Origin of the sequence: Rhizobium sp. ZW T2_16, assembly GCF_044987325.1 — a bacterium.
Taxonomy (GTDB): Bacteria; Pseudomonadota; Alphaproteobacteria; order Rhizobiales; family Rhizobiaceae; genus Neorhizobium; species Neorhizobium cellulosilyticum.
In genome coordinates this window covers 14,181-39,139 of sequence record NZ_JBJDRG010000018.1, presented here as the reverse complement: position 1 = coordinate 39,139, position 24,959 = coordinate 14,181, and the positions used below count along the sequence as shown (strand labels likewise).

Genomic DNA, 24,959 nt, shown 5'->3' with positions numbered 1-24,959 from the left:
AGTGACCAAATTGTCAACTGGTCACTATGGGGCGAGGCTTCTTAGAATCAGACTGATGACCTCATTTGATCCATTAGGGACAGCGGCGAGATTATGCTCCAACATCGCAGGGTGGAAGAACGGCTGCATCGCTTGAACAATTGCGCGACAGGTTTCGTCTATTGGGGTCTTCTTCTCGAACTCCCCACTCTCGCGACCGCCGATGATTATGCTCTCGAGAACCTGCTCGAGGCGTTGAGCATGTGCCACGGACGAGGGCCAGTTCTCGGAGGTCGAATGGGTTGCGATGTCGTAGAGTTGGCGGTCGACGAAAAACAACTCAACATTCTTTTCAATGATTGTCTGGAAATATGAGCGAAGCTTATGTGAAGCAAGCCGGTTACTTGAGAATGCCTCTTCCGCAGCTGTGGAGATTTTCGCCAACTGCTGCGAGCATATCGCCTCGCCGATGGACTGTTTGGAATCGAAGAATTTGTAAATGTACGCTTTGGAGAAGCCGATGGACTTCGCCAGGTCGTTCATTGTCGTCTTGCCGTATCCGAAGTGACTGAAATAGTCGTTTGCGGCTGTAACAATTTGATCGCGAATAGCGTGCTCGGAGGGGCCGCGTCTGGTGGTTGCTGAAACTGGATGCTCGTGTGCCATAGTGAAAACGTAACATTAGATTGAGGTCCGCACAACGAGTGACCAATTCAGTCTATGGTATCAGTATGCCATTGGCAAAGCCTTGGTCAGGCCCTCGCGAAGCCGCCGTGCCTCACGTTGACCAATCGCGCCCTCTACTTCCGCCTGCGCTGCTTCCCAGAATGGGCGAGCCTCCAAGAGCTTTTCCATGCCTATTGTCGTTAGACTGAAGGAGTTGCGCCGCATTTCTTGGGGATCCCGGACAGTTTCCACAAAACCGCTCTCTTGAAGCGGGCGAAGGATTCGCAAGAGTGACGTGCGTTCCATAAATAGAGCCTCACCCAACTGATTTATCGTCAGGGGTGTTCCCGCTGCCAAGAACTCAAGGATAGCGAAGTCGCCCGCAGAAATTCCAGTCACCTGAAGGTGCTTTTGATAAATCCGTGCGATGAAACGGGTAAATTGCCGGGCGGCAAGCGAATAACACAAGTCCATAGTTTTTGGTGAGTATTTGCCACCATCTTTGTCGATCATGGGAACCTCTCCAAATCGGCCTTGCTCGTTTCCTATCCGACCTTCTCATCTCGGTCAAAGCTGTTAGCACGATGATCAAAGGGCGGCAGAAAGCACCAAGCTTGCATTCTGGCCACCGAAGCCGAAGGAGTTCGATACGACGTGCGTCAGCACTGCATCACGTCGTCTATTCGCCACGACATCAAGCGGTATCGCCGGGTCTGGCGTGTTGTAATTTATGGTGGGCGGAACGACACCGTCGCGGATGCTTTGCAGAGAGAAAATGGCCTCGATGGCACCCGCAGCCGAGATCGTATGGCCGATCATTGACTTGTTTGATGAGCATGGGATGGCCGGAAGCCGGTCGCCAAAAACAGCCGCCATTGCATTGAACTCCATTTTGTCGTTCTCGGGGGTCGAGGTCCCGTGAGCGTTCACGTAGTCAACGTCCGATGGCTGTAGGCCTGCATCCGCTAGTGCTGCTTGAACCGTCTGTATCGCTGGAAGACCGTCAGGTGACGAACGAGTTCGATGGAAGGGGTCAGTTCTCTCCGCACAGCCACTGACGAAGCCTAGAATCCTTGCGCCTCTCGCGGACGCGCTTTTAAGGGACTCAAGGACTAGGGTTGCGGCACCTTCAGCCATAACGAAGCCGTCTCGGTCTTGGCTGAACGGTTTCGACGCTTGGTCGGGATGTTCGTTCTGGGTGGATAGTGCAGAAAGAAGCGAAAACCGTACCAAAGCTTCCGCACTAACAGAGCCGTCGGTAGCGACACAAAGTGCACGGTCTGTTCGACCCTGGCGGATAGCCTCCACCCCCATCTGGATCGCGGTCACTCCTGATGCACATGCGGTCGATAACGTCACCGGCAGTCCACGGGTACCAAATCTATTTGCAAGGCGCTCAGAAATGGTACCGAATTGAACGGATTCATGAAATTTATGGTCGGGATGTTTACGTACCACTGAGAGAAGGCGGTCATAGGCGTTGGCAAATTCAACATCGATGTCAGATTGATCCGCAAGGGCAAAGCGTGCTGGCCATTCTGGCTCTATCGGAGGTGACGCCAAAAATAGCGGGCCAGTGAAATCTCCCTCTAATCCGGCCTGACCGAGAGCCTCGATAGCCGTTTCCTTGGCGAAGGCATATGAGCGCTCAACCGCATTTTCGGCGGGCAGGCGAAGAAAATCGACGGTACCGGCAATCCGCGTCTTTAGATAATCCGTACGAAATCGCGTGACCTCTGATATACCTGATACTCCATTGCAGAGCGCTGCCCAGTTGTCTTCGAGACCGCAGCCTAGCGAAGTCAAGACGCCAACGCCTGTGACAGCGATTCTGGGGCGACCAAGACTATCGTTATATTTGAGGGGCATGATCTCGTATTTCCTGGAGGATTATGTTTTCGAACCGGGAGATCGAAAGTACTGGCGAATTCTCAATCCCGACTGACCGCCCTATCTGGCGGGGCAACGCCATGAGGTAGCGTAAGCAGGAACATGTGTATGTACACTTATTCCTGCTTACATGTCAACGGAGGGTCAAATCACGCGTGCTACGTGGTCACTTTCCGCTCGAGGTGGCGGCTCTTTCGATAACACGGGCCACTTCTTTAGCGTGAGTCACGAGCGAAGCGTGGCTTCCATCGACTTTCGTCGTTGATGCCTTGAATCTTGACGCGAGGAATTCTTGGTCCTTTGGGTCGATGAGCTTGTCCCGCGCACTTATGACGTAGAAATTTGGCTTTGAATGCCAGGCGGCGGCGGTCACCGCTGCCTCAAACGCGGTGTGATTCAAGGGCAACTGGTTCGCGGCCAATGTCTTGGCAACATCGCTTGGGAGATCAGCAGCCACGACCCGCGGGAAAGCCTGCGGATCGATGGATAGATACCCATGTGCGTTCGGGCGAATGCTCTTAACGCCATCAGTTTGCGTTCCGGCTTTGCCGAGAGCCGCTACGGATTCTCCTTTGTCTGGTGCGAACGCGGAAACATAAACCAGGGCCTTTATCTTCGGATCGTTCCCTGCCTGGGTTATGACCACTCCTCCCCACGAATGGCCGACGAGAACGACCGGCCCCCACGCTGTGCGTCGATTGCCCGTTTTGTCGCTTCGACATCGGCCTCAAGCGACGTGAGAGGGTTTTCTACGAGTGTGACATGGTATCCGTCTTTGCCAAGGATATCTGCAACAGGTCGCCAGCTCGTCTCATCAACGAAAGCGCCGTGAACCAAGACAATGTTTTTGGTTGCGCCGTCTGCGAGTGCAGTTGAACTGGTTGTTGAGGCCGCAAGAATAGCAGCGACGCCGGAGAGCAGCATCTTTAACATCGGTATTCCTTCCCGTATCTGTTTATCTTGCAGATGTATCTGCGACTGCGATGCGTCGGACTGAATGGCCGACTGCACGATGAAACAGGAACCGATACCGTGTCCGGATATAGCCCAGAAAACGGATCACTTGATCCATCGTCCAGACATGGCAAAAAGGCGGACCTCCTGTCGGATGTGCTGCGCATCGTGCAGCTACGTGGAGGTTCAGTCTGGGCCGGCCTGTCGTTTGTGGATGAGAATGACCTTCCCTGGCCCTCCGCGCCGACGATCCACGTCGTCACGGAAGGGACTGCTCTTTTTTCGTTGGATCAGAGTGACCCATTCACCGCGACAGCGGGTGAGATTGTCTTGTTTCCACGCGGAGGCATCAAATACCGCATATCAGCTGTCGATCACCTGGAGCCAATCGAGCTAATCAATGCAAGTTTTCACTTCGACAATGCCGGAGTAGCTTCCCCACTCCTCGAACTGTTGCCTGATGTGATCCACATCACGCCATCGATGGACAGTTCATCGGTTTTGATCAAGGATGTGGCGCAATTTCTCGTGCTGGAAACCAGAAGTCCGGAGCCCGGTTTCTCGCTGATGATATCGAGAGTGATCGATATCCTTGTCATCCGTTGCATAAGGACTTGGGCACAAAGCGTCGGCAGTGATGGGTGGGTCGGGGCACTCGGAGACGAAAGAATAAGCCGGGCGGTCGCAGCTCTCCATCGTGAGCCCACCAGAGCCTGGGCCGTTGCGGATCTGGCCGCACTCGCAGGCATGTCACGATCGAGCTTTTCCGATCGCTTTACGAAGCTGGTTGGAGAGCCACCACTTCGTTATTTGCTCGACTGGCGTCTCACCCTGGCTTTCGACATGCTCAACCATACCAATCTGCCGATCAAGGAAGTTGCTTTCGCCTCCGGTTATGAGTCTGAGGCCGCATTCAGCCGCGCATTCCGTTCGAAGTTCGGGTTCCCTCCGGCCGAGCATCGAAGCCGGCCGAAGCCGGCTGTTTGACGATACTGGTCACCCTTTTCAACCTGAGCGCTTTAATAGAAGGTTCTCGACATCTATGAGCTTCTTCCAAGGCGTTCCATTCAAGGCTCGCCCTAGATCCCCGCGAGTATCGATTTTCTTCCCAGACATCCTCATCAGATACTTGGCGGCTCCAATCGCATATATGCTCACCTCCTCGATTGCGTGCTTCGTCCGACCAGCAAAGCCGTGCTCTAAGTTTGCAATCACTCGTACGGTCTCGATCGCGCCTCGATAGTGGCGTCCGAGGTCCAGAACTAAGATCGTCTCGACTTCAACGCTTCCGTCCATTCTGCAGGTCATTTCAATTGTGTGGCCACTGTCGGGGTAACCACCCCGATTGGCGGCCACGACAAAGCACTCATTCTTTCCCCGCGCTGTGGAGATTTTTTTCAACGCGATGGTCAAGGCTTCGTCCGCGTCCGCACCTTCACCTGTAGCCTCTTGCCCACTGTATACGAGACAAACGGATGTCAATTTTCAACTCCGATCATGATGGAAGGTTTTTGCCGATTGTATGGACGCGAGCGCGACCCTGCTGCGGTATTCACCCGGTGTGACACCCAATTCGCGTTTGAAAATTTTGCGATAGGAGTTCTGATCTTCGTAGCCGGACTGATAGGCGATCTGTTCGATCGAAGCGGCAGTCCTTTCAAGGAGCTCTCGCGATCGCTCGATACGGATCCGCTGGCAATATTCTAAAGGAGTCATTCCTGTCGCCCGCACGAATCGCCGTAGAAACGTTCTTTTGCTCATGCGTGCCAGCTTCATAAGATCATCAAGCGTCGCGCTCTTCCATAAATCTTGATGCAGCGCGTGCTGAACCGCAACGATCGCTGGATCACCATGGCTCAGTATGGGCGTGAAACTGGCGTAGTAGCTTTGCGACCTGTCCGCAGGGTCGATCAGCATGAATTTAGCCGTTGCCAGCATGATGTCAGCGCCCAAGAAACGCTCTACAAGCCTCAGGCCAAGCTGTGTCCATGCCATCACGCCTCCGGCCGTGATCAAGTCGCCGTCATCCACCAGTATTCTCGACAGATCGAATTCAGCCTTGGGAAATTTTCTGCTGATCTCATCGGAGAGGGACCAATGCGTCGTCGCTTTCCTGCCATCGAGCAAACCGGCGGCGCCAAGAACCATTGCCCCTCCACACGCGGAGCAGATGATTGTGCCGGCGTCCTTTTGAGAGCGTAACCATTGCAGAATTCGCTCTTCATCTCCTGAAGCAGCTCCGCGTGAGATCATCGGAGGAACGACCAGCGCATCAAATGGCGACAGCCAGGCGCCGAACTCTGCAGGGCAAATATTCTCTTGTACAATATGTCCGACGGAGCGCTCCGAATTCATTTCGTTCGCAAATGCCCACATTTCCGAAAGCCCCAAGATCGACGCCTTCGAGGCACCTTCGAGGTCCAACACCGCGACACGAAAATTCCTCACAGATGGCACCTTTGCCCCGAAATCTGTCAATATTGCTACTGTCGCTATTTAGGCAATGGATGGAAGATGGCAATAGGTCAACCAATGGGTCAACGCGCATGAACAACAGCGGGGCTGCTTTCTCTTTCCTGCATGGGGCGTTCGATATCACTGTCGTAAGTGATGGATATCTCACACTCCCGGCAGACATCATTATGCCTGAAGTTGAAGAAGCTGCCCGGCTATCCATTCTCGCTGAGATGGGTGGAGGACACGCAAGCGCTCCGCTCGCGACAAATGTGCCCGTTATCCGCACAGGAGAAGAGCTCGTCCTCATTGATGTCGGATCTGGTCGCCAATTTCAGGATACTTGCGGAGCGTTGCCGGAGAATATGCGGCGGAATGGCATCGATCCAATCGACGTGACAGCCGTTCTTTTTACACACGCCCACCCTGATCACATGGGTGGTATCCTTGATGATCGCGGTAATCTGGTTTTTCCCAACGCGGAGTATTTCCTCAGCAGAGAAGAGTGGGAGTTTTGGGAAGACGACTGCCGGCTTCCCGATCCCCTCAAAGTGTTTGGCCAAGGTGCTCGCTCCAACTTTCGCGCGATCGCTGGGCGCCTCAACCTCATCGAGCCTGGCCAACGACTTCTTGACGGGATGGAAGTGCTTTCGACGCCAGGCCACACTCCAGGCCATGTGTCATTTTCTTTGGACGGACAAGGCGAGCTTTTCATAACCGGTGATGCGCTGACCAACCCGATAATCTCCTTCCAACATCCCGATTGGCGCTTTGGTTTTGATACAGACCATGAAGCCGCAAGCCATACGCGCCAGCAACTTCTGGATAGGCTTGCGTCGACACGAGCCCAGGTGCTCGGCTATCATTGGAAGCGCCCAGGATTAGGGTCTGTAGAGCGCGACGGGGCAGCTTTCAGGCTTTGGTACGAATGATTTCGGGGGATTACTCCCCCGAAATTATCACCCGATACTGTCGACGATTCCGCCCTCGACGCGAAGAGCTGCTCCAGTCGTTGCAGACGATAGCGGCGATGCAACATAGGCCACGAGATTGGCGACTTCTTCGACGCTCGCTGTCCGTTGGATGATGGAAGATGGCCGGTGCGCTTTTACGAACTCGTCGGCGGCCTGCTGCACGGTTGTCTCGCAACCCCCGATCATCTCCTTGACCATTGTCTCAACGCCTTCGGACAACGTTGGGCCGGGAAGCACGGAGTTGACGGTGACGCCTGTGCCAGCCGCAACTTTGGCGAGGCCACGCGCAAGAGCCAGCTGAGCAGTTTTCGTCGTCCCATAGAAAATCATGTCCGCGGGAATGTTGAGACCAGATTCCGAGGATATGAAGATGACGCGTCCCCAGCCGGCTGCCATCATCGCTGGCAGATACGCTCTGGAAAGGCGGATACCCGAAGTAACGTTGACGGAAACAAACTCCTCCCACTCGTCGTCAGTGGATGAGAAGAAATCTTTCCAGGCATACTTCCCGAGATTATTGACGAGCACATCACAGCGCGGAAAACGCTGAACAAGCTCGGCCACGACAGAATTCGAGCTCAGGTCTCCAACAAATGTATGGACGGTAACGCCAGGAGCAAGTTGGCCAATAGCCCGGGCCGCCTCGTCAAGCGATTCCTGACGCCTGCCGTTGATAACAACGTCCGCGCCACACGCGGCGAGTGCCTTGGCAATCGCAAGACCTATTCCTGCGGACGACCCGCTGATGATAGCGAGTTTGCCTTGAAGTTCTAATTTCATGCTCGTTTATCCTCGATAATGCAAAATAAAATGAGCCAAGCACTTAAGACAGTAATCCGATGCTTGGCCGGCCGGTCCCTTGCTCACTTAATCTGAGGACGAGGCATGAACTGCACCAAAGCCGCTGCGTCCTGCGTAGCCGGTGAGAGACGCGTGTTGGTCGTGGAGCCCCCGATGTAGCGTTCCCAAATTTTCCATCCGTCAGCCGTTTTGACCAGTCGATCGCGCATCGGCGAGTAAAGCCAGATACCCGGCAAATCGGCATCGCTCTCCATGACCTGACCTGCCCCGAGCTTAACGGCGTCTTCCGGCTGAGCATGGCGGACGAGAAGATTGTGATAGCGAACTTGAACGCCATCGCCGTCCCGGTCGACGATGTGGTTTGTCGCGTGACGTCCCACACCTGGGATGAGATACGGATAGTCCACTTCGAAGAAGTGCCGGATACCTTCGTGTCCGCGGATCGTTCCATGGAAGTGATAGGCGACGGCATCGGGAGTAAATGACTCGATCATGCCCTCGACATCCCAAGTCTCGAAAAGCCAGTTCAACCGGTTGACGAAGTCGATTGCACTGATGTGGTCCGCTGGGTCGAGAAGCTGTTGCTTCATGATGGCCGGAAAGGCTGCGGTCATAAGATATATTTCCTCTATTAGGTGTGTATATACACATTTAGGGTCGCAATTTGCCGCCCGAGATGTCCCGACAAATTACGTGTTGGACGAGGCTGTTAGCCTCCATCCGGGATTGCCAGGTGGTAATCCCGAAACTCAAGAGCTCGAACGCGCTGAACTGATTTTTCAAACTGGCGCTGGGCGGACAGCCACAGAGGCGAAGCGTCTTTGAGCTTCGCCTTTCCAAATTCGCTCAGCTCGAAGTGGCGCGCACGATCGCCAATCTGTTGCGAACTGAGAACAATGCTATCCTTTATAAGTGGCTTAAGGCTACGCACGAGAGTGGTCCGCTCCATCACCATATAGCCGGCCATTTCCGAGACCTTCATTCGACCATGATGCTCGAGAACCGTCAGGATCGAATACTGCGAGATCGTCAGACCACTCGGCACCAGGGCAGCATCATACAGACGCGTGATCCATCGGGAGCTTTTCCTCGATGTGAAACAGTAACAAGCATTTGGCCCTATTGCATCTTCCATCTCGCCTTGTTAGTGTGTAAATACACATATGTAAAGTATGTCTTTCGGATTTTGCTGGAAGGCGCGCGACGAACAGTTAGTTGGAGGTGCAAAATGGACGATGGCCCGATCTTGAAGAGTACGCAGGTTGCCGCTCAGATACGAAGCGATGCGATTGATTTCGTGAACCGTATCAATTTTTATTTTGATCGTTGGGAACTCGCAAAACTGCTCAACGCATTTGCGGATGATGTCGTTGTCGATCATCCGCTGGGCCGAAGCGTTGGAAAGCATGAGCTCGAACATTTCCTTCAGGCTTATGAACCGATCACCCTTGGCGTCCGAAGACATAACTGCAACCACGTCGTTGACGTCCTTGATAGCGGGGATGTGCAGGTCACTTACTACATTCTGCTTATCCGCGTTGCTCCCAGCTCAGAAGCTAATGCCCTTAAATCCGCTCCGATGGAAATCATGGAGTTTGATCAGCATTTTCCAAAGCTCATCTCCTACGCAATGGTAACCGATACTCTAGTTCGACTGCCAAGTGGTCACTTCGCGGTGAAGCACAAGCGTGTCGAAAACGTCTCCGAAGACAAGGTTCACCACTTCTAATTTGATCTGCAGGAGGCTTCGAAATCGTCAGCCTGGGTTGCCAGCGGCATAGGGCCAAAAATCACGTGGAAGGAATTTAGATGGTTTTCCAGTCATCGAGCGGGCGTGTTGTTGTTACCGGCATGGGGATCGTCTCTCCGCTCGGGGTTGGCGTTGAGCCGGTGTGGTCCAGGCTGATCTCCGGGGCCAGTGGTCTCATCCGGTTAAGCGACGACATAGTCCCTGACATCGACGCCAAGGTCGGGGGAATGGTCCCGACCATCGGTGAGGATGAGGCTGGTCTCGATATTGATGCGGTAATCTCGACCAAGGACCGGAGAAAGATGGATAGGTTCATCGTCTTCGCGCTTGAAGCTTCGCGTCAGGCAATCGCCCAGTCAGGTTGGGAGGCTGATAGTTCGGTAAAGCAGGAGCGCACGGCAACTGTGATCGCGTCGGGAATCGGTGGCTTCCATACCATAACTGAGGCCGTAAGAACTGTTGACACTCGTGGGAGCGGCAAGCTCTCACCTTTCACTGTGCCCGCATTTTTGGTGAATCTTGCCGCAGGCCATGTCTCCATCCGATATGGTTTCAAGGGACCGATCGGTGCGCCCGTTACGGCGTGCGCAGCAAGTGTTCAGGCTATCGGAGATGGCATGCGACTGCTGCGAACAGGGGAGGCAGATGTTGTGGTGGCAGGGGGCGCTGAAGCGTGCGTCAATCGCGTCGCGCTCGGAGGTTTTGCCGCCGCACGCGGACTTTCAACTTCGTACAACGACACGCCGCAGAGGGCATCACGCCCATTCGACCGCGATCGGGACGGGTTCGTAATGGGCGAAGGCGCAGGTATCCTCGTGCTTGAAACGCTTGAGCACGCGCTCGCGCGAGGCGCTACACCGCTTGCTGAGATTCTGGGCTATGGCACAAGTGCCGACGCCTACCATCTGACAGCCGGCGCGCCAGACGGAGAGGGGGCTCGCCTTGCGATGGGGAGAGCTTTGACCATGGCGTCACTACGTTCAGAGGAGATCGGCTACCTGAATGCTCATGCAACCTCGACCCAAGTCGGGGATGCCGGCGAACTTGCTGCAATTCGAGCGATATTCGGGGAAGGCGCTGGCCCCGCTATTTCATCCACAAAGTCGTCGACCGGGCATTTGCTCGGCGCAGCCGGCGGACTAGAAGCAATTTTCACGGCCCTTGCGATCCATGACAGTGTGCTTCCCCCGACGCTGAACCTTGACAATCCCGATGTGACCGCCGCGGGATTAGATCTCATCGCAGGAAGTGCGCGTCGAAAGCCAGTCCATTACGCGATGTCGAATGGGTTCGGCTTTGGCGGCGTGAATGCCACGGTAATTTTGGGGCCCGCGCCAATTTGAGCTACGTAGGGATGCCGCCTACTTCCGTGCCCAAGAATGCGGCGGTCAAAGATGAATGTGAGCATTGATGAGGAGTGGCTGCTCCGCGCAGAAATATCGACGCACACAACCTTGCACGATCCTCGATCTCTTTTGGCTGTAAAAGGGGTGCCTGATTGAGAAGTGACGCCCGCTGCGGCTCCATGATCATCATGCCGCGCAGCATTCCGCAAGCGGCGTGGATATCTTCAAGGGCCAACCCGCCGTCTTCAACTCTTCCCCGAAGCCACGCTTCCATGAAGTCATTCGTGCGGACGATCGCCTTTTCGTAAAAGGCTGCGGCCAAGTCCGGAAAACGGTCGGATTCACTAACGACTAACCGCATCAATCGAACCGTACGTTCAGACAGTGTCAGGCTTCCGTAGGCGAACAGAATCCGGATCAGTGCTTCCTCCAATCCCAGCTTCTCGAGAACATCGACATCTAGTTTAAGCAGGAAATCGTCAATCCGGGTCGTGACCACCGCCGAAAAGAGGTCGGTCTTCGCCGGGAAGAGGCGATAGAAGGTCTTCGTCGAAACCCCGGCTTCCTGTGCAATCGCGTTGATACTGGTTGCCTCATATCCATCGGCACGAAAAGCGCGGCAAGCAACATCGATTATGACCGAACGCGTGTCTTCATCGCAGCGCACTTGCGGGCGACCACGAGGCCTTTTGATAGGTATATCATTTTGGACCATCGGCATTTTCCAAATTCCAGTTGACAGGTGTTACATACAACATATTTTGGAAAATCTCAATTTTCCAAAATAGTGCAGCTCTCTTCCTGGTGATCCATGACCGATAAACTACGTGTGCTTGATGCATCTCCCCAATCCCCTATTGCAAAGACTGAGGTCACCTCCCCAGCAGATGTCTCAGAAAGGGCGGATAATACCGACCCGGCCCGCGGATCCCGAACGAAACTGAAACGTCTTCTACTTCCTATAGGCGCGGCGGTGATGGCTGCGGCAGTCGTCTATTATGGCCACGGTTACTGGACCGTAGGCCGGTTTCAGGTTGAAACGGACGACGCCTACGTCAAAGCAGATAGCGGCGCTATGGCTCCCAAGGTGTCTGGATACCTGACTGATGTATTGGTGGCGGATAACGAGCCCGTAACGAAGGGGCAGCAACTAGCGGTAATCGACGACCGTGATTATCGCACCGCCCTTGATCAAGCAAATGCCGATGTCATGGCAGCGGGTGCCTCTCTCGACGCTGCCCGCGCTTCTCTTGATATCCAGAAGTCGAACATCGCTGCCGCACAGGCCACGCTCGATGTGGACCGCGCCAATGAGGTCTTCGCGGAACAGAACAATAAGCGTTACGCTAGTCTGGCTACCAATGGATATGCGCCCGTACAGACCGCGCAGCAAGCGGCATCTCAAATCGCTATAGCCAAAGCAACAATCGCGCGTGACGAGGCCGCGCTCGAAACTGCAAAAAAGCAGGTTCTGTTGCTCACTGCACAGGTAGCCCAGGCGGCTGCAGCTCTTGATCGGTCTAAGGCCCAGAAGCGGCAGGCAGACCTCAACCTCGACTATACAAAGATTATCTCGCCTATGGATGGGGTGGTCGGCAATCGAACGTTGCGCTCCGGGCAATATGTTCAGGCCGGCACACAGCTGATGTCAATTGTACCGAACAATCGAGTTTATGTCGTCGCAAACTACAAAGAGACCCAGCTGACCGATGTTCGGGTAGGGCAGCCTGTTGAGATCAAAATAGACATGTATCCGAACCGGCTCTATCATGGAAAGGTCGAGAGCGTGGCGCCCGCGAGCGGTCAGGAATTCGCTCTCCTCCCGCCAGATAACGCGACTGGCAATTTCACCAAAATTGTGCAGCGCATTCCCGTTCGTATCGTGTTTGACTCTGATGGTTCGGGCCTGGATGACCTGCGGCCCGGCATGTCCGTTCAGCCTGCGATTGATATCAGATCGCTGACAGCGAACCAAGGGACAGCGCAATGAGCGGCGATCGTACAGCGCGTGCAAGCGCGAGAGATTGGATTGCGGTGCTTGCCGGCATGATTGGCGCCTTCATGGCGATCTTGAATATCCAGATTACAAATGCCTCTTTGCTCGAGATCGAGGGAGGAATTGGCACTGGCGTCGATAACGGAGCTTGGATCTCGACATCTTACCTGATTGGCGAAATCGTCGTCATCCCTTTGACGGCCTACCTGAGCACCGTCTTCTCGTTTCGTCGCTATATCCTAGTCAATTCGGTCCTTTTTCCAATCTTCTCCATCGCATGTTCGTTTGCTCACGATTTGGGCACAATGATCGTCTTGCGCGGATTGCAAGGTTTTGCGGGCGGTGTCCTTATCCCCATGGCCTTCACCATGGTTCTGACGAAGCTGCCAAAACCTCAACAACCTCTCGGTCTGGCAATCTTCGCACTGTCCGTTACCTTCGCACCCGCAATTGGGCCAACAATTGGCGGCTTTCTGACAGAAAATTATGGCTGGCAGACGATCTTCTATATTAACGCCGCTCCAAGCGCTGTCATGGCCGCCGCGCTGGCGATAACCCTGTCGCCGTCTCCAATGCGGTTGAGCCTACTGCGTGAGGGTGACTGGCTCGGCATTGTCACAATGACCATAGGACTCTCCGCGTTTCAGACCGTGCTCGAGGAGGGGAACAAGGATGATTGGTTTTCGTCGCCATTCATCGTCAAACTTAGCATCGTCGCAGCAATATTCCTAACCGCATTCATTTGGATTGAACTCACAGTTGAGAAGCCGTTGGTAAAGCTCAGGCTGTTAGCTCAGCGTAACTTTGGGATCGGTGTCCTGGTTAATGTCTTGGTGGGCATAGGCCTGTTCGGGACCGTTTACATTCTCCCGCAGTATCTCGGTCAAGTGCAACGCTACAACGCCGAGCAAATCGGGTACGTACTGGCTTGGACGGGCTTGCCCCAGCTATTGCTCATTCCCTTGGTTCCTCTTTTGATGAAACGATTTGATCCGCGGTATATAGGTTTTGTCGGAATATCGATCTTTGCTGGGAGCTGTTTTCTCAACATTTTCCTGTCTGCCGACAACGCTGGAGATCAGTTCTGGATACCGAACATTATCCGGGCGATAGGACAGGCACTTGTTTTGACCCCAATCACTGCGATCACGACCGCAGGTATAGCGCCTGCAGACGCGGCTGCCGCTTCCGGCCTGACCAACATGCTGAGAAATCTCGGCGGAGCGGTGGGAACCGCGTCTCTCGGCACAATCCTGACCAAACGAGAGCAGTTTCATTCGAACATCATCGGTCAATCCGTGACCCTTGCACGGGACGAGGTTCGCCAACGGCTCGATCAACTGACCGGCTATTTCATCTCTCATGGTGTGACAGACCATGTCGTTGCACAAAGGCAGGCAGTGATCGCCATTGGCCGCGTCGTGAAGAAGCAGTCTTTGATCATGGGATTTAGTGACACGTTTGCTGTGATCGGGACCGTACTGGCTCTCGCAGCACTCACCCTGCTTCTGGCCAAAAGGCCAATGCCGGGTGGCGGAGCGGGTGCGCACTAGCTTTGCATGTCGGCAGTTGGTCGGTTCAGGTCCCCATGGTCCGACCTGACGGAGCCCCGTCTCGTAAGTCGAGGCGGGGCTTTTCTGCCACCATATCTCCCTTGGCAGAAAACCGCACATTATTGGCAGGATGAAGCGCAGCAATGCCGTTGAGGAGTGGCGTTGAAAAAGACAATGCTTGTGGTCATGCGGCGTCACACGACGCCTGGTTCGACAACAAGGCAATCTCATGGAATCGAAGAAACCACTCACCACGGCCGCCGGCGCGCCGGTCGTTGACAATTTCAACATCCAGACCGCGGGTCCGCGAGGCCCAGCCCTCTTGCAGGATGTCTGGCTCATTGAAAAACTGGCCCATTTCGATCGTGAGGTCATCCCCGAACGTCGCATGCATGCCAAAGGCGCCGGTGCTTTCGGCACATTCACCGTTACCAACGATATCACAGCATACACGCGAGCGAGCATTTTTGCCCTAATCGGGAAGAAAACAGAGATGTTCGCGAGGTTTTCGACTGTCGCCGGAGAACGGGGAGCCGCGGACGCTGAGCGTGACATCCGAGGCTTCGCGCTAAAATTCTACACGGAGCAAGGAAATTGGGATCTCGTAGGAAACAACACGCCGGTGTTCTTCTTTCGAGACCCACTTCGCTTCCCCGACCTCAACCACGCCGTTAAGCGGGACCCGCGGACCGGGATGAGAAACCCCGAGACTAATTGGGACTTTTGGACTTCCATTCCAGAATCGCTCCATCAGGTGACTATTGTGATGAGCGAGCGCGGTATTCCAGCGACCTACCGACACATGCATGGCTTTGGCAGTCATACGTACAGCTTCATCAACGGAGCAAACGAGCGCTTCTGGGTTAAATTCACGTTCAAAACCCAACAGGGAATTAAGAACCTCACCGATACAGAAGCGACCACTCTCATTGGCCGAGACCGCGAGAGCCACCATCGTGATCTTTACGACAGCATTGAGAATGGGGATTTCCCGAGATGGACGCTCTACGTCCAGATCATGCCTGAGATCGCGGCAGAAACGCATCCCGTCAATCCTTTCGATTTGACCAAGGTTTGGCCCCACAGGGATTATCCCCTGATCGAGGTTGGGGTGATGGAGCTTAACCGCAATGCAGAGAACTATTTCGCTGAAGTCGAGCAGGCTTCGTTCACACCGGCAGCCGTGGTTCCCGGAATAGGGTTTTCCCCAGATCGGATGCTCCAGGCGCGGCTTTTCTCCTATGGAGACGCGGCCCGTTACCGGCTGGGCGTGAATCATCATCAGATTCCGGTCAACGCGCCAAGAAACCCGCACAACTCTTATCATCGGGACGGCGCTATGAGGGTTGATGGCAATCACGGTTCGACGAAAGCTTATGTTCCAAATTCGTATGGAGACTGGGCAGAGCAGCCTGCGTACCGCGAGCCCCCACTGAAAGTCTCGGGTGATGCAGACCATTGGGATCACCGCGTCGACGTTGACCATTTTGAACAGCCAGGAAATCTGTTCAGGATGATGTCACCTGAGCAAAGACAGGTCCTTTTCAACAATACGGCGCGCGCAATGGAGGGTGTGTCTAACGCTGTCCGCCAACGTCACATCGACAACTGTACAAGAGCTGACCCCGCCTACGGTGAAGGAATCGCTGCAGCTCTTGCGGCTAAACCAGCCTTTGCTGAATAACGTCAAAAACCGTGATCACTGTTGTCTGGCTGATCACCCTCTTAAAAGGTTCTCTCGTATGACCAAGTCAGTCGATATCGTTGCTGGTATCAAAATCCCTGACAGCGCGATGGCGAAAGCCGCTACCGAACTCGTCCAGGACACTGAAACGGATCTGCTTTTCCATCATTCTCGGCGCGTATTTCTGTTCGGAGCGCTGGCCGGTGAGCGCAAAAATCTCAGTTACGACCCCGAGTTGCTCTACATCGGAGCCATGTTTCATGACATGGGCATTATGGATAGATATGCCAGCGACACAGAGCGGTTTGAGGTTGATGGAGCGAATGCAGCGCGTGACTTTCTCTCATCCTACGATGTCGCGGAAAGGGAGGTCGATGATGTCTGGGACTCGATCGCTCTCCACACGACCCCGGGCATTCCGCAACATAAGAGGCCTATCGTTGCGCTCGTGACTGCCGGGGTCGAGATGGATGTTCTTGGAATCGGTTACGACGAGTTCCCCGAGGCGCAAAGGAAAGAGGTCTGTGAATGCCACCCGCGCGGATTGAAATTCAAGCACGGAATCCTGACATCGTTCTGCCTTGGCACCATACGAAAGCCCGAGACTACATTCGGTAATGTAAAGGCTGACGTCCTGTCGAAGATGGATCCAAGCTATGAACGCAGAGACTTCGCCGAGATGATTCTGAATTCGCCTTGGGATTCATGAGCTGGCGATCGATCGAAGCGCAAAACGATTGCGATATTCTGTGGGGGTTATTCCTAGTCTTCGACTGAAAACCTGACGCATTCGAGAAGGGCTCCCGAACCCGCAATCGTGGGCAATCACTTTAAGAGGTTGCCCACCGCTTTCCAGCAGGTTCCTCGCAGCGTCGATACGTGCATTTTCCACGAACACGGCGGGTGTCGTCTTGGCCTCATCCGCGAAGATCCTAGCGACACTTCTCTCGCTCACTCCTGCGATTTTGCCGAGATCAGAAACCGTTAATGAAGCACGAAGGTTGCCCATCACGTGCTCCGCGATAATCGACAGTGGAGATGAAGATAGTCCAGAGAGCTCAAGATATGGACTGAATTGCGACTGGCCGCCATTACGTTGCGCGACGACGACAAGCCTTTTGGCGACAGCCAATGCAACCGCGTTACCGTGATGTTCGCGGACAATAGAAAGCGCCAGATCGATACCTGCGGTGACACCAGCAGATGTGATCACTGGACCATCCTGGACGTAGATCAAATCAGGTTCGACGCGAGCCAAAGGAAACCTTTCTGCAAGTCGAGCGGCATTTTGCCAATGTGTCGTCACCTTGCGTCCATTAAGTAGGCCCGCCTCACCGAGGCAGAATGCGCCTGTGCACACCGACCCGTACGTGTTGCTTGTGGCAGCTAAGCGAGTAAGGCACTCAACCAACTCCGAGGACGCTGCCTCGAGAGGTAGTGATGGACCGCCCGCGACAAGCAGAAGATCAAATGGTCCACGGGCGTTTTTGAAGCTCAGGTCCGCGACCAATGCCATACCGTTCGATGCTTTTACCTTATCTGTGGATGGACCAATGAGGACGATCTCGTAGCCATCCTGGCCAGCAAGCATTGCCGTGACCTCAGCAAAGACGTCCAGTGGGCCGGAAACGTCGAGGGCTTGTACGCCCTCGAAGATTATCATTCCCACTTTCCTCACCATAATCCTCTCTCAGGTATTCTTTCGCGCCCTTATTTTGTGTTCGGTAAGGGTGCGCAGGAATAATTCTCTGTCAGCTAACAGCATTGCCGCGCTGGCGTTCTAGTACTTGCGGATAGGACCGGCACCACTGGTTAGGTTTGCCGGTCAGATGCCGTCTTTTTCGGTGTCTTCTGGACTGTTCCGAAGCTTATCGTGATGAGGAGACTTCTGGTCTGACTGACCCCGCGGATCTTGACCTATGTCCGACGGGAACTGCATTGCCACCTGGTGCACGGCTTGGTCTGTCCCTGAGGCTTCCTCGATAGTCTTTTTAATTTCGTCCTCAATCGCTTTACGATCGTCCGCAGACATATTGGCCAAGTCGTCTTCCGTCAGGCCTCGTGAGGCCAAATACTGAGCACGTATTTTCTCACCGACATCCATGTTGGCCCATCTATGGATTTCTGCCGCGAGGTCGTCTTTCTCATCAAGATCAGCCTCCGGCGATGGTGTCAGTCCGTCAAATGACAATGACCAAAGTGAATCGGCGAACTTCGAGATCGCGCCACCGGATTCCAAGCTCCCGTGGCTCCGCTGCTTTGGCTGTTCGTCTGAAACCAAAGAAAATGATGATAAATCCTCCGATCCCGGCCGTCTCATGGCAACATTCGAGGGGGCGAAATATGGACCCTGTTTTTCAATGATAGTCATTGTCGTCCTCCTTTGACTGAAGACGGTGTATGATCCGAAGCTTGCTCGTAACTATCATCATGATAGTTACATTCCATGTCGTTCGCAAGCGAGCGGTATCTCAAGAGCGAAGGCTGGATAAAGTTTATTGCTGAAGTAATTTCTTGGAACTGTCGGGATGTTTTGCCACACGGTATAAATGCCGAGCTGTAGATCGAGTCGGATGTCGGATGAAAAGAAAAAGCTTTAAGGACGTGGATTGTCCGATAGCTCAAACGCTAGAGCGGGTGGGCGAACAGTGGACAATTTTGATCCTTAGGGACGCGTTGCGAGGCAAGCGCCGCTTCGACGAGTTTCAAACAAGCCTCGATATCGCGCCGGCGATGCTTATCAAAAGGCTATCCGCATTAGTCGAGGCCCGCCTCATGGAACGGTCCCGATATTGCGAAAAGCCGGCCCGCTACGAATACCTTCTCACAGAGGCAGGAAGAGAATTTCAGAGTGTGATCCAGGCGCTAATCGCATACGGCAATGCACATTACTCTGCGGGTAAGCCTGCGGTAAATTTTGTAGACACCGAGACTGGCAGGCCTGTAGATCCGATCATGGTCGATCGATTGACGCTCGAGCCCCTGCGCGCGCCGCGGTTTCGCTTGGTGGACCGAGACAAACCTTGAAAATAGCTGTTGTAGATACGATGCGGAGGGCAGGAACTACCTACCATCAGTCGGCTCTTGCTGGATCCCTGAAGCTCTCCGCAATCGTGTCTGTCATCTCTCGCATCAGGGCCGCGTTTTCGGCCCCGAAGCGATGCTCAAATTCTTTTTGGGCTTCTGTCCATAATGGGCGGCCAAGTTCGATAGCGTCGAGACCCTTTTGGGTGACAACGATGATTTTTGAACGACGGTCGTTAAGATTAGTGCTAACAGCGACGAAGCCGTCTCGTTCAAGTGGCTTGATATTGTGACCCATGGTCGCCCGGTCCATGGCCATCTGATCAGCCAGATGTTGCATCGTCTTCGGTCCGAAGTGGGCGAGGGAAGCCAGAATAGAAAACTGGGTCGTTTTTAAGCCAGTTCTCGCGAGCCAATCGTCATAAAAACGAGAGATTCTACGTGCTGCGCGGCGCAACTTTGTGCAGTTGCATACGAGGGGAATCACGGCCTCACGTTCAAAGGGCATCGACAGGCTTTTGACCATCTGGTCACTCTCCTTGCATTATTTGTCGCTGGCAGTGCAACCGCCGCGCAGCGTTCTTCGAGCTTCAATAACGCTACTCAGTACGAAAACTCAAATGTCAGCTTGCAAAACTCACGTTCGAATAATAGGCTCATATGCACGTAAATGCGAGTGGAGCAGAGTCGGGCATCGCTACCTTTATCGAGACTGTAGCCTGAGGTCGTCGGGTTAAGCAGTATTTATTCAGATAATCGAAAGACGTTGATATGCGAACGAAAGTCTTTGGAAAGACAGGCCTGAAAGTGTCCGAACTGGTTCTTGGAACAGGGAATTTCGGTCAAAGATGGGGATATGGAAGCGATATCGAAGAGGCCGGGCGTGTTCTGAACGCATATTCCGAGGCTGGAGGTAACTTCATCGATACGGCTGACCTTTACCAGTTCGGTCAATCTGAAGAGTTCCTTGGCCAACTTCTTGCAGGGAGGCGCGAAGAGTTTCTCCTTACTTCGAAGTTCACGATGGGCGCGGCCGCAGGGGGCGGGTTTTTGGTGACGGGAAACAGCCGAAAAGCGATGGTCACCTCCATCGAAGCGAGTTTGAAGCGGCTTCGGACGGATCGCATTGACATCTACTGGGCACACTATGCGGACGGTGTGACGCCCAGCGAGGAGATCGTTCGAGGATTTGACGACCTCGCACGCGCCGGGAAAATTCTCTATGGCGGACTTTCTAACTTCTCCGCGTGGAGGACAGTCAGAGCCTCGACGCTAGCGGAAATGACGGGCTCCGTCCCGATAGCCGGAGTGCAGGTAGAGTACAGCTTGGTCCATCGGACGCCCGAGCGCGACGTGTTCCAAGCTGCCGCAGCTCTTGGGTTAGGCGTCGTCACCTATTCTCCTCTCGGCGGCGGCATGTTGACCGGTAAATACCGGAACGGCGAACAGGGACGCCAGCAGGGTCTCGGCGGAAACGTTTTCCAGGCAGAGGATAGCGAGGAACGTTCGCAGATTGTCGATACCCTCTTACAAATTGCCCAGGAGATCGGGAGCTCGCCAGATCGTGTAGCGATCTCGTGGGTTGCCGCCAAGGGATTGATCCCGATGGTCGGTCCGAAGACCGAGCTACAGCTGAAAAGCAATCTAGGAAGCCTAGACGTAATTCTTTCGCAAGAGCAACTCGGGCGACTTGACCACGCAAGTCATCCCGCACTGCTTGACCGGCCTGACAAGGTGGAGGGCTTTACGGGATCGTGGCCTTTCGCAGGTGCGCCTGTTGCCTGATAGCGAGCGCATAGGTCCGATGCGATACCTCCACTGCGTTCTGGCAGGGCTTATTAACTTAACGAAGCGGCCGCCGAATATCGCTCCGAACGCCGATGGCCAGCTGAAAACGAGGCATACGATGAAAAAAACCTTTTTGGTAACCGGTGCCTCAGGCGTTACCGGCACTTATACGGTCGCGGAGCTATTGGCGCTTGGGCATTCGGTGCGGGCTTTTGTCAGGAAGGCAGATGGCCGCTCTCAAAAACTTCAAGCGCTTGGGGCTGAAGTGGTCGTCGGAGATATGTTGGACCACGACGATGTCGTGTCCGTAGCGGACAACGTCGACGGTGTTTATTTCTGCTATCCTGTTCGACCCGGGATCATTCAGGCGACAGCGTATTTATCGGATGCGCTGCGCCGAACAGGTCCCGCAGTGGTCGTCAACATGTCGCAGATCTCCGCGCGAAGCGATTCAGCAAGTCATGCAGCTCGTGATCACTGGATTTCCGAGCGAATCTTTGACTGGGCTGGTCTCCCTGTGGTGCATCTCAGGCCAACATTCTTTTCGCAATGGTTTCTATATCCCCATGCGCAAGCATCGATCGTCAATAACGGATTGATTGACCTGCCCTACGGAGACGGGAAGCACGCGCCGATCGCGGCCGAGGATCAGGCTCGTTTCATCTCGGCGGTTCTGACGGAGCCCAACGTGCATGTCGGCAATACCTATACACTGCATGGACCGACAGAGTTAAGCCAGTCTGAGATTGCCAGCGCCATCAGTGACGCACTCGGTACCACGGTATCGTACAAGCCGACCACGATTGCAGAGTACAAGGCGAGGCTGGAGGCGCAGGGACTCCCACCGTTTCTCGTCCAGCATTTCTGTGCGATCGCGATCGACTACCAGAACGGTGTTTTCGCTGGCGCCGATACGGTCATCGGAAAGGTCACAGGCAAAGCGCCCCTGACCGTTGAAGCGTTTGTTACTCTTCACCGAGACGAGTTTAACCTTTTCCAGGACAGGGACTAGGTCGGATAACACATGCTTAGCGATTCACTCTGTGAGACTGGAGTGCCGACGATGGCTCGGCGCCTGGCCGACCGCCAGCCGACGAACCGGGTAAACGGTAATTGTTTTCCCGCTCTAACGGGCGGAAATTTACCGGTTCGCACTATCTTCTCAAAAGGGCGATTGTGGTATTCCGGTGCGGATATTCTCAGATTACTTGATGTGGACGTATCCCGGCGAGGCGCTAGCGGCTATTTGCGCATACTCCCGCCATCAGAAATAGACGTCGTCCGCAGTACAAAGTATCCGGGCGTCTTTGCCGGTAGGCGCGGCAACCCTCAGATGTGCTTCGTTACGATGAAAGGTGCTCGCTTGCTCATCAATCGTCACGGCCAATCTCGCGCGGGTTCAGCTAGTGCGATGCCATAGAACCGGGGTTTTGGGCCCGAGCAAGCTACGCTAGCGTAAGGGCGGGTGGACAGGCCTCAATGTCGGTAGAGTGTCAGCAGCCACCGGCTGTTTTGAATTTTGCCCCACATTATTTCATTCCAACAACAAGAAGGTTAGAGCAATGGGATCTCTCACCACTAACAAAAGCTTGGTGCTGGATGCACTAGACATCCTGTTCAACAAGCGAGATTTCGAGACGGCAGCGGAGCGCTGGTCACTCGATTATGTCCAGCATAGCCGCCTTGTACCTCCAGGGAGGGATGGGCTGTTCGGCCTTGTGCGTAGCATGCCGGAGGGAACACGCTACGAGCCGGGCCTGGCCATGGCAGACGGAGAGTTCGTAATGATTCACGGTCGATATGCGCAGCCTTGTCAGCGAGCACTAGTGGCGGTTGACATGTTCAGAATTAACAACGGGATACTCGTCGAACACTGGGACGTCCTTCAAGAAGAGGCAACGATCGAAGAGTCTGCGGGGGGCCACCCGATGTTTGGCGATCAATTCCCCAGTACCGAGTAACGTTCTTCACGTAGCGTCTGACGGAAACAAAGTCCTCTCTATCGCCCATGTCGCCCGAAGCGGCAGACTTGGATCGCTATTCATAGTCGCTCTTTGCGTTCTCGTGAGAGGTAGCGGGATAAATTAAGAAAGTGAGTAACGATGGCAATGGTGAGAAAGTGGATGACCGTTCTTTGCGCTGGTCTCCTCGCGACGTGCCTTACGCCGCTTGCGGCAGCTGGTTCGGAGGTTGTCAGTCAGCGAAAAATGAAGGTAGATGGGGTCGATATATTCTACAGGGAGGCGGGCAATGCGACCAAGCCCGTAATCGTCCTGCTTCACGGCTTTCCCTCCTCGTCCCACATGTTCCGAGATCTTCTGCCAGATCTTAGTCAAGATTTCCATGTTTTCGCGCCTGATTATCCTGGGATGGGAAATAGTGGTATCCCATCTGATGGTGCCGACCCGCTAACTTTTGACCGAGTGGCTGACTACATCGAAGGCTTTCTTCGAGCCGTTCATGCCGACACGACGATATTGTACATGCAGGATTTTGGGGGCCCGGTAGGGATTAGATTGGCACTTCGCCATCCCGATCGAATCGCTGGTCTTATTATTCAAAACACTCCGGTGTCGCTTGATGGCTGGGAACCGAACCGGCTCAAGGCACTCGAGAGTTCCAAGGCTTTATCGACTCTTGACAGACGAGCCGCAGCAGAAAGCCGGGTTAGCTTGGCTACAGATATACTCTTGTACCGAAAGGGGGCAAATAGACCAGATGAGGTTAGCCCCGATGCGTGGTCCTCGGATGCTTTTGCACTTGCTGATCCTGCCCGCCACAAAGCAACGACCGACCTTCAGTTGGACATTGTCTCAAATCTTGATCTCTATCCCGCCTGGCAAGCCTATCTTCAAAACGCGCGACCCAAAGCGCTTGTAGTGTGGGGCGACGGAGACCCAATTTTTGCGCCGAGAGGCGCTGACGCCTTCGCAGAATACGATACGAACACCGTAGTCCGCCATTATGCCTCGGGTCATTTTGCATTGGAGGAACGACATCAGGATATCGCTCGAGAAATCATTGCGCGCTTCGGCGCAGGCTCACTCTAGGAATATTCGGGGAAGGGTTGCGGTAAAAATCTATATCGGCGAGTCTTTAAGTTTTTTCGATGGGACAACACGTTACGGAAAAAAGGGCAAGATACGTAGGGGTCAGCGGTTCGTATCCGCTCAAGGCGATCACGTTGAACCTAGACAACTTATTTCTTCGGAACGGCTTTCGGCTTCGGTTGATACAAGCGTCGTCTGACGTTCGAGCGCAGAGCATTGCGAACATCTTTGTCCACGATCGACAGGTCGAACCATTCGGGATCGAAGTGGCCACCGCACCACCGAATGGTTTCGGCATATTCAGGGTCTTCCCGGTCGGCGACGATCTCCAGGAACCGCTCATATCCCGACACGCCACCAACATCTTCGGGCGGGCGCGCCCTTTCGCCGGCGATGCAGCTCCCGTGTTTGGGTGTAGCAGTGAGCGTCAAGAACTCCTCGACCACAACGGTGGGCCGCCAACCATCCCCGAAATCATAGTGGTAGCTGAAGACGGCACCTTGATCGAAGTCCATCAGGCGAACCTCGCTCTGATCGAAGACCCGAGGATCGTCCTCGGTCGCATCTTCCGTGAGGATCTCAACGTCCCCGTACCGGAGACCACCGATGCGGAAGTCATAGAGATGATAGTTCCACCAGTTGAATGCGGCCTGAATTCCGAGATGCAGATGCTCTAGGTTCCAAGGGATCGGCAGGACCAGACGACGCCAGATGCCCGGCTCGATGGCGTCGATGGAAACTCTGATCTGCACAGCGTTTGCGGCTTTGAACATTGGCCGAGTGAACAAGGTTGGCGAAGGATCGTCAAGACGTTCGCTCGCGCCGAATGGCCAAGATATTTTGCGGCGTCGTACGCTCGTCCGTCATTGCGCGAGCGAACGCAACGAGCTCGTCGCCGTCAGGATCAATGAAGGCGAAGACCGGACCACCGGAGGCCAAGGTTTTACCGTGCAGGATCTCGGCTATGGCGGCCTCAGCTTTCGCGAGCTCGCCAAGGATGTCGGCATCAAGAGCGCCAAGCATTCACTATTACTCCGCGACCAAGGGCGA

General features: G+C 54.4%; 27 protein-coding genes and 1 pseudogene. 13 read left to right on the top strand and 15 right to left on the bottom strand.

What is annotated here, in order from left to right:
* Nucleotides 1-24: 24 nt before the first annotated feature.
* From ACI3K0_RS25425 to ACI3K0_RS25410, 4 genes and pseudogenes are all read right to left on the bottom strand, one after another.
* Entirely contained in the window at nt 25-645 is a 621-nt protein-coding gene (locus ACI3K0_RS25425) for a TetR/AcrR family transcriptional regulator (protein WP_174011497.1), read from the bottom strand.
* A gap of 60 nt (nt 646-705) precedes the next feature.
* On the bottom strand, nt 706-1,158 hold the full coding sequence (locus tag ACI3K0_RS25420; RefSeq protein WP_183688420.1) for a MarR family winged helix-turn-helix transcriptional regulator: 453 nt from the start codon (nt 1,156-1,158) through the stop codon (nt 706-708).
* Between the two features lie 75 nt (nt 1,159-1,233).
* Nucleotides 1,234-2,514 carry a beta-ketoacyl-ACP synthase gene (locus tag ACI3K0_RS25415; RefSeq protein WP_174011504.1) on the bottom strand — a complete coding sequence of 427 codons (1,281 nt, stop codon included), beginning with the start codon at nt 2,512-2,514 and terminating at the stop codon, nt 1,234-1,236.
* Between the two features lie 187 nt (nt 2,515-2,701).
* A pseudogene (locus tag ACI3K0_RS25410) lies at nt 2,702-3,468 on the bottom strand (alpha/beta fold hydrolase).
* Nucleotides 3,469-3,567: 99 nt separating this feature from the next.
* Here ACI3K0_RS25410 and ACI3K0_RS25405 point away from each other — a divergent pair.
* Nucleotides 3,568-4,476, top strand: coding sequence for a cupin domain-containing protein (locus tag ACI3K0_RS25405; protein WP_404946455.1), 909 nt, complete (start codon nt 3,568-3,570; stop codon nt 4,474-4,476).
* A gap of 18 nt (nt 4,477-4,494) precedes the next feature.
* Here ACI3K0_RS25405 and ACI3K0_RS25400 read toward each other — a convergent pair whose 3' ends face one another.
* Both ACI3K0_RS25400 and ACI3K0_RS25395 read right to left on the bottom strand, forming a co-directional pair.
* Complete coding sequence (locus tag ACI3K0_RS25400) at nt 4,495-4,902, bottom strand: hypothetical protein (protein WP_174011513.1); 408 nt, start codon at nt 4,900-4,902, stop codon at nt 4,495-4,497.
* Nucleotides 4,903-4,974: 72 nt separating this feature from the next.
* Nucleotides 4,975-5,916: a GlxA family transcriptional regulator gene (locus ACI3K0_RS25395; protein WP_404946454.1), complete on the bottom strand. Its 942-nt coding sequence runs from the start codon at nt 5,914-5,916 to the stop codon at nt 4,975-4,977.
* Between the two features lie 119 nt (nt 5,917-6,035).
* Between ACI3K0_RS25395 and ACI3K0_RS25390 the strand changes: the two genes are divergently transcribed.
* A complete protein-coding gene (locus ACI3K0_RS25390) occupies nt 6,036-6,875 on the top strand; it encodes an MBL fold metallo-hydrolase (protein WP_174011519.1) in 840 nt (279 codons plus the stop codon).
* Nucleotides 6,876-6,902: 27 nt separating this feature from the next.
* Here the strand turns inward: ACI3K0_RS25390 and ACI3K0_RS25385 are convergent, their stop codons facing one another.
* The 3 genes from ACI3K0_RS25385 to ACI3K0_RS25375 form a co-directional block, all read right to left on the bottom strand.
* On the bottom strand, nt 6,903-7,697 hold the full coding sequence (locus ACI3K0_RS25385) for an SDR family NAD(P)-dependent oxidoreductase (RefSeq protein ID WP_174011522.1): 795 nt from the start codon (nt 7,695-7,697) through the stop codon (nt 6,903-6,905).
* Between the two features lie 83 nt (nt 7,698-7,780).
* Entirely contained in the window at nt 7,781-8,332 is a 552-nt protein-coding gene (locus tag ACI3K0_RS25380; RefSeq protein WP_174011526.1) for a nuclear transport factor 2 family protein, read from the bottom strand.
* Between the two features lie 95 nt (nt 8,333-8,427).
* Nucleotides 8,428-8,763 (bottom strand): MarR family transcriptional regulator, encoded by a 336-nt coding sequence (locus ACI3K0_RS25375; protein WP_404946453.1) that lies wholly within the window; start codon nt 8,761-8,763, stop codon nt 8,428-8,430.
* A gap of 183 nt (nt 8,764-8,946) precedes the next feature.
* On the opposite strand from ACI3K0_RS25375, the gene ACI3K0_RS25370 reads away from it, so the two are divergent.
* Together ACI3K0_RS25370 and fabF are read left to right on the top strand one after the other, a co-directional pair.
* A complete protein-coding gene (locus ACI3K0_RS25370; RefSeq protein ID WP_404946452.1) occupies nt 8,947-9,447 on the top strand; it encodes a nuclear transport factor 2 family protein in 501 nt (166 codons plus the stop codon).
* Between the two features lie 80 nt (nt 9,448-9,527).
* The gene (gene fabF, locus ACI3K0_RS25365) at nt 9,528-10,811 is read left to right on the top strand and encodes a beta-ketoacyl-ACP synthase II (RefSeq protein WP_404946451.1); all 1,284 of its coding nucleotides are present in this window, start codon (nt 9,528-9,530) and stop codon (nt 10,809-10,811) included.
* A gap of 1 nt (nt 10,812) precedes the next feature.
* Here the strand turns inward: fabF and ACI3K0_RS25360 are convergent, their stop codons facing one another.
* Nucleotides 10,813-11,529 carry a TetR/AcrR family transcriptional regulator gene (locus ACI3K0_RS25360; RefSeq protein ID WP_174011538.1) on the bottom strand — a complete coding sequence of 239 codons (717 nt, stop codon included), beginning with the start codon at nt 11,527-11,529 and terminating at the stop codon, nt 10,813-10,815.
* Nucleotides 11,530-11,625: 96 nt separating this feature from the next.
* Here ACI3K0_RS25360 and ACI3K0_RS25355 point away from each other — a divergent pair, with 96 nt between their 5' ends.
* The 4 genes from ACI3K0_RS25355 to ACI3K0_RS25340 all read left to right on the top strand — a co-directional run bounded on the left by ACI3K0_RS25355 (nt 11,626) and on the right by ACI3K0_RS25340 (nt 16,756).
* Nucleotides 11,626-12,804 carry an HlyD family secretion protein gene (locus tag ACI3K0_RS25355; RefSeq protein ID WP_404946450.1) on the top strand — a complete coding sequence of 393 codons (1,179 nt, stop codon included), beginning with the start codon at nt 11,626-11,628 and terminating at the stop codon, nt 12,802-12,804.
* On the top strand, nt 12,801-14,363 hold the full coding sequence (locus ACI3K0_RS25350; protein ID WP_174011544.1) for a DHA2 family efflux MFS transporter permease subunit: 1,563 nt from the start codon (nt 12,801-12,803) through the stop codon (nt 14,361-14,363). The genes ACI3K0_RS25355 and ACI3K0_RS25350 overlap by 4 nt, the downstream gene beginning before the upstream one ends.
* A 229-nt stretch (nt 14,364-14,592) precedes the next feature.
* Entirely contained in the window at nt 14,593-16,047 is a 1,455-nt protein-coding gene (locus ACI3K0_RS25345) for a catalase (protein WP_404946449.1), read from the top strand.
* Between the two features lie 58 nt (nt 16,048-16,105).
* Complete coding sequence (locus tag ACI3K0_RS25340; RefSeq protein ID WP_404946448.1) at nt 16,106-16,756, top strand: HD domain-containing protein; 651 nt, start codon at nt 16,106-16,108, stop codon at nt 16,754-16,756.
* Here ACI3K0_RS25340 and ACI3K0_RS25335 read toward each other — a convergent pair.
* Nucleotides 16,751-17,710: a GlxA family transcriptional regulator gene (locus ACI3K0_RS25335; protein ID WP_234908210.1), complete on the bottom strand. Its 960-nt coding sequence runs from the start codon at nt 17,708-17,710 to the stop codon at nt 16,751-16,753. The genes ACI3K0_RS25340 and ACI3K0_RS25335 overlap by 6 nt on opposite strands.
* Nucleotides 17,711-17,872: 162 nt before the next feature.
* A complete protein-coding gene (locus ACI3K0_RS25330) occupies nt 17,873-18,418 on the bottom strand; it encodes a hypothetical protein (RefSeq protein ID WP_404946447.1) in 546 nt (181 codons plus the stop codon).
* A gap of 209 nt (nt 18,419-18,627) precedes the next feature.
* Between ACI3K0_RS25330 and ACI3K0_RS25325 the strand changes: the two genes are divergently transcribed.
* A complete protein-coding gene (locus ACI3K0_RS25325) occupies nt 18,628-19,074 on the top strand; it encodes a winged helix-turn-helix transcriptional regulator (RefSeq protein ID WP_404946446.1) in 447 nt (148 codons plus the stop codon).
* Nucleotides 19,075-19,120: 46 nt separating this feature from the next.
* Here the strand turns inward: ACI3K0_RS25325 and ACI3K0_RS25320 are convergent, their stop codons facing one another.
* Nucleotides 19,121-19,597: a MarR family winged helix-turn-helix transcriptional regulator gene (locus ACI3K0_RS25320; RefSeq protein ID WP_202034510.1), complete on the bottom strand. Its 477-nt coding sequence runs from the start codon at nt 19,595-19,597 to the stop codon at nt 19,121-19,123.
* Nucleotides 19,598-19,878: 281 nt separating this feature from the next.
* On the opposite strand from ACI3K0_RS25320, the gene ACI3K0_RS25315 reads away from it, so the two are divergent.
* The 4 genes from ACI3K0_RS25315 to ACI3K0_RS25300 all read left to right on the top strand — a co-directional run bounded on the left by ACI3K0_RS25315 (nt 19,879) and on the right by ACI3K0_RS25300 (nt 23,909).
* The gene (locus ACI3K0_RS25315) at nt 19,879-20,856 is read left to right on the top strand and encodes an aldo/keto reductase (protein ID WP_404946445.1); all 978 of its coding nucleotides are present in this window, start codon (nt 19,879-19,881) and stop codon (nt 20,854-20,856) included.
* 121 nt (nt 20,857-20,977) lie between these two features.
* Complete coding sequence (locus ACI3K0_RS25310; RefSeq protein WP_404946444.1) at nt 20,978-21,871, top strand: NmrA family NAD(P)-binding protein; 894 nt, start codon at nt 20,978-20,980, stop codon at nt 21,869-21,871.
* Nucleotides 21,872-22,421: 550 nt separating this feature from the next.
* A complete protein-coding gene (locus tag ACI3K0_RS25305) occupies nt 22,422-22,820 on the top strand; it encodes a nuclear transport factor 2 family protein (RefSeq protein ID WP_174011565.1) in 399 nt (132 codons plus the stop codon).
* 162 nt (nt 22,821-22,982) lie between these two features.
* Nucleotides 22,983-23,909 (top strand): alpha/beta fold hydrolase, encoded by a 927-nt coding sequence (locus ACI3K0_RS25300; protein ID WP_404946443.1) that lies wholly within the window; start codon nt 22,983-22,985, stop codon nt 23,907-23,909.
* 149 nt (nt 23,910-24,058) lie between these two features.
* On the opposite strand, the gene ACI3K0_RS25295 is transcribed toward ACI3K0_RS25300, so the two are convergent.
* Together ACI3K0_RS25295 and ACI3K0_RS25290 are read right to left on the bottom strand one after the other, a co-directional pair.
* The gene (locus ACI3K0_RS25295; protein ID WP_206829209.1) at nt 24,059-24,682 is read right to left on the bottom strand and encodes a plasmid pRiA4b ORF-3 family protein; all 624 of its coding nucleotides are present in this window, start codon (nt 24,680-24,682) and stop codon (nt 24,059-24,061) included.
* 31 nt (nt 24,683-24,713) lie between these two features.
* Nucleotides 24,714-24,932, bottom strand: coding sequence for a hypothetical protein (locus tag ACI3K0_RS25290; protein ID WP_286195154.1), 219 nt, complete (start codon nt 24,930-24,932; stop codon nt 24,714-24,716).
* Nucleotides 24,933-24,959 lie beyond the last annotated feature (27 nt).

Excerpts from the sequence above, each read along its gene's own strand:
- ACI3K0_RS25305 (WP_174011565.1), top strand. The coding sequence starts at position 22,422 with ATGGGATCTCTCACCACTAACAAAAGCTTGGTGCTGGATGCACTAGAC.
- ACI3K0_RS25310 (WP_404946444.1), top strand. The coding sequence starts at position 20,978 with ATGAAAAAAACCTTTTTGGTAACCGGTGCCTCAGGCGTTACCGGCACT.
- ACI3K0_RS25360 (WP_174011538.1), bottom strand. The coding sequence starts at position 11,529 with ATGGTCCAAAATGATATACCTATCAAAAGGCCTCGTGGTCGCCCGCAA.
- ACI3K0_RS25380 (WP_174011526.1), bottom strand. The coding sequence starts at position 8,332 with ATGACCGCAGCCTTTCCGGCCATCATGAAGCAACAGCTTCTCGACCCA.
- ACI3K0_RS25415 (WP_174011504.1), bottom strand. The coding sequence starts at position 2,514 with ATGCCCCTCAAATATAACGATAGTCTTGGTCGCCCCAGAATCGCTGTC.
- ACI3K0_RS25340 (WP_404946448.1), top strand. The coding sequence starts at position 16,106 with ATGACCAAGTCAGTCGATATCGTTGCTGGTATCAAAATCCCTGACAGC.
- ACI3K0_RS25300 (WP_404946443.1), top strand. The coding sequence starts at position 22,983 with ATGACCGTTCTTTGCGCTGGTCTCCTCGCGACGTGCCTTACGCCGCTT.
- ACI3K0_RS25390 (WP_174011519.1), top strand. The coding sequence starts at position 6,036 with ATGAACAACAGCGGGGCTGCTTTCTCTTTCCTGCATGGGGCGTTCGAT.
- ACI3K0_RS25320 (WP_202034510.1), bottom strand. The coding sequence starts at position 19,597 with ATGGTCAAAAGCCTGTCGATGCCCTTTGAACGTGAGGCCGTGATTCCC.
- fabF (WP_404946451.1), top strand. The coding sequence starts at position 9,528 with ATGGTTTTCCAGTCATCGAGCGGGCGTGTTGTTGTTACCGGCATGGGG.
- ACI3K0_RS25330 (WP_404946447.1), bottom strand. The coding sequence starts at position 18,418 with ATGACTATCATTGAAAAACAGGGTCCATATTTCGCCCCCTCGAATGTT.
- ACI3K0_RS25335 (WP_234908210.1), bottom strand. The coding sequence starts at position 17,710 with ATGATAATCTTCGAGGGCGTACAAGCCCTCGACGTTTCCGGCCCACTG.
- ACI3K0_RS25425 (WP_174011497.1), bottom strand. The coding sequence starts at position 645 with ATGGCACACGAGCATCCAGTTTCAGCAACCACCAGACGCGGCCCCTCC.
- ACI3K0_RS25350 (WP_174011544.1), top strand. The coding sequence starts at position 12,801 with ATGAGCGGCGATCGTACAGCGCGTGCAAGCGCGAGAGATTGGATTGCG.
- ACI3K0_RS25290 (WP_286195154.1), bottom strand. The coding sequence starts at position 24,932 with ATGCTTGGCGCTCTTGATGCCGACATCCTTGGCGAGCTCGCGAAAGCT.
- ACI3K0_RS25385 (WP_174011522.1), bottom strand. The coding sequence starts at position 7,697 with ATGAAATTAGAACTTCAAGGCAAACTCGCTATCATCAGCGGGTCGTCC.
- ACI3K0_RS25325 (WP_404946446.1), top strand. The coding sequence starts at position 18,628 with ATGAAAAGAAAAAGCTTTAAGGACGTGGATTGTCCGATAGCTCAAACG.
- ACI3K0_RS25345 (WP_404946449.1), top strand. The coding sequence starts at position 14,593 with ATGGAATCGAAGAAACCACTCACCACGGCCGCCGGCGCGCCGGTCGTT.
- ACI3K0_RS25370 (WP_404946452.1), top strand. The coding sequence starts at position 8,947 with ATGGACGATGGCCCGATCTTGAAGAGTACGCAGGTTGCCGCTCAGATA.
- ACI3K0_RS25355 (WP_404946450.1), top strand. The coding sequence starts at position 11,626 with ATGACCGATAAACTACGTGTGCTTGATGCATCTCCCCAATCCCCTATT.
- ACI3K0_RS25295 (WP_206829209.1), bottom strand. The coding sequence starts at position 24,682 with ATGTTCAAAGCCGCAAACGCTGTGCAGATCAGAGTTTCCATCGACGCC.
- ACI3K0_RS25420 (WP_183688420.1), bottom strand. The coding sequence starts at position 1,158 with ATGATCGACAAAGATGGTGGCAAATACTCACCAAAAACTATGGACTTG.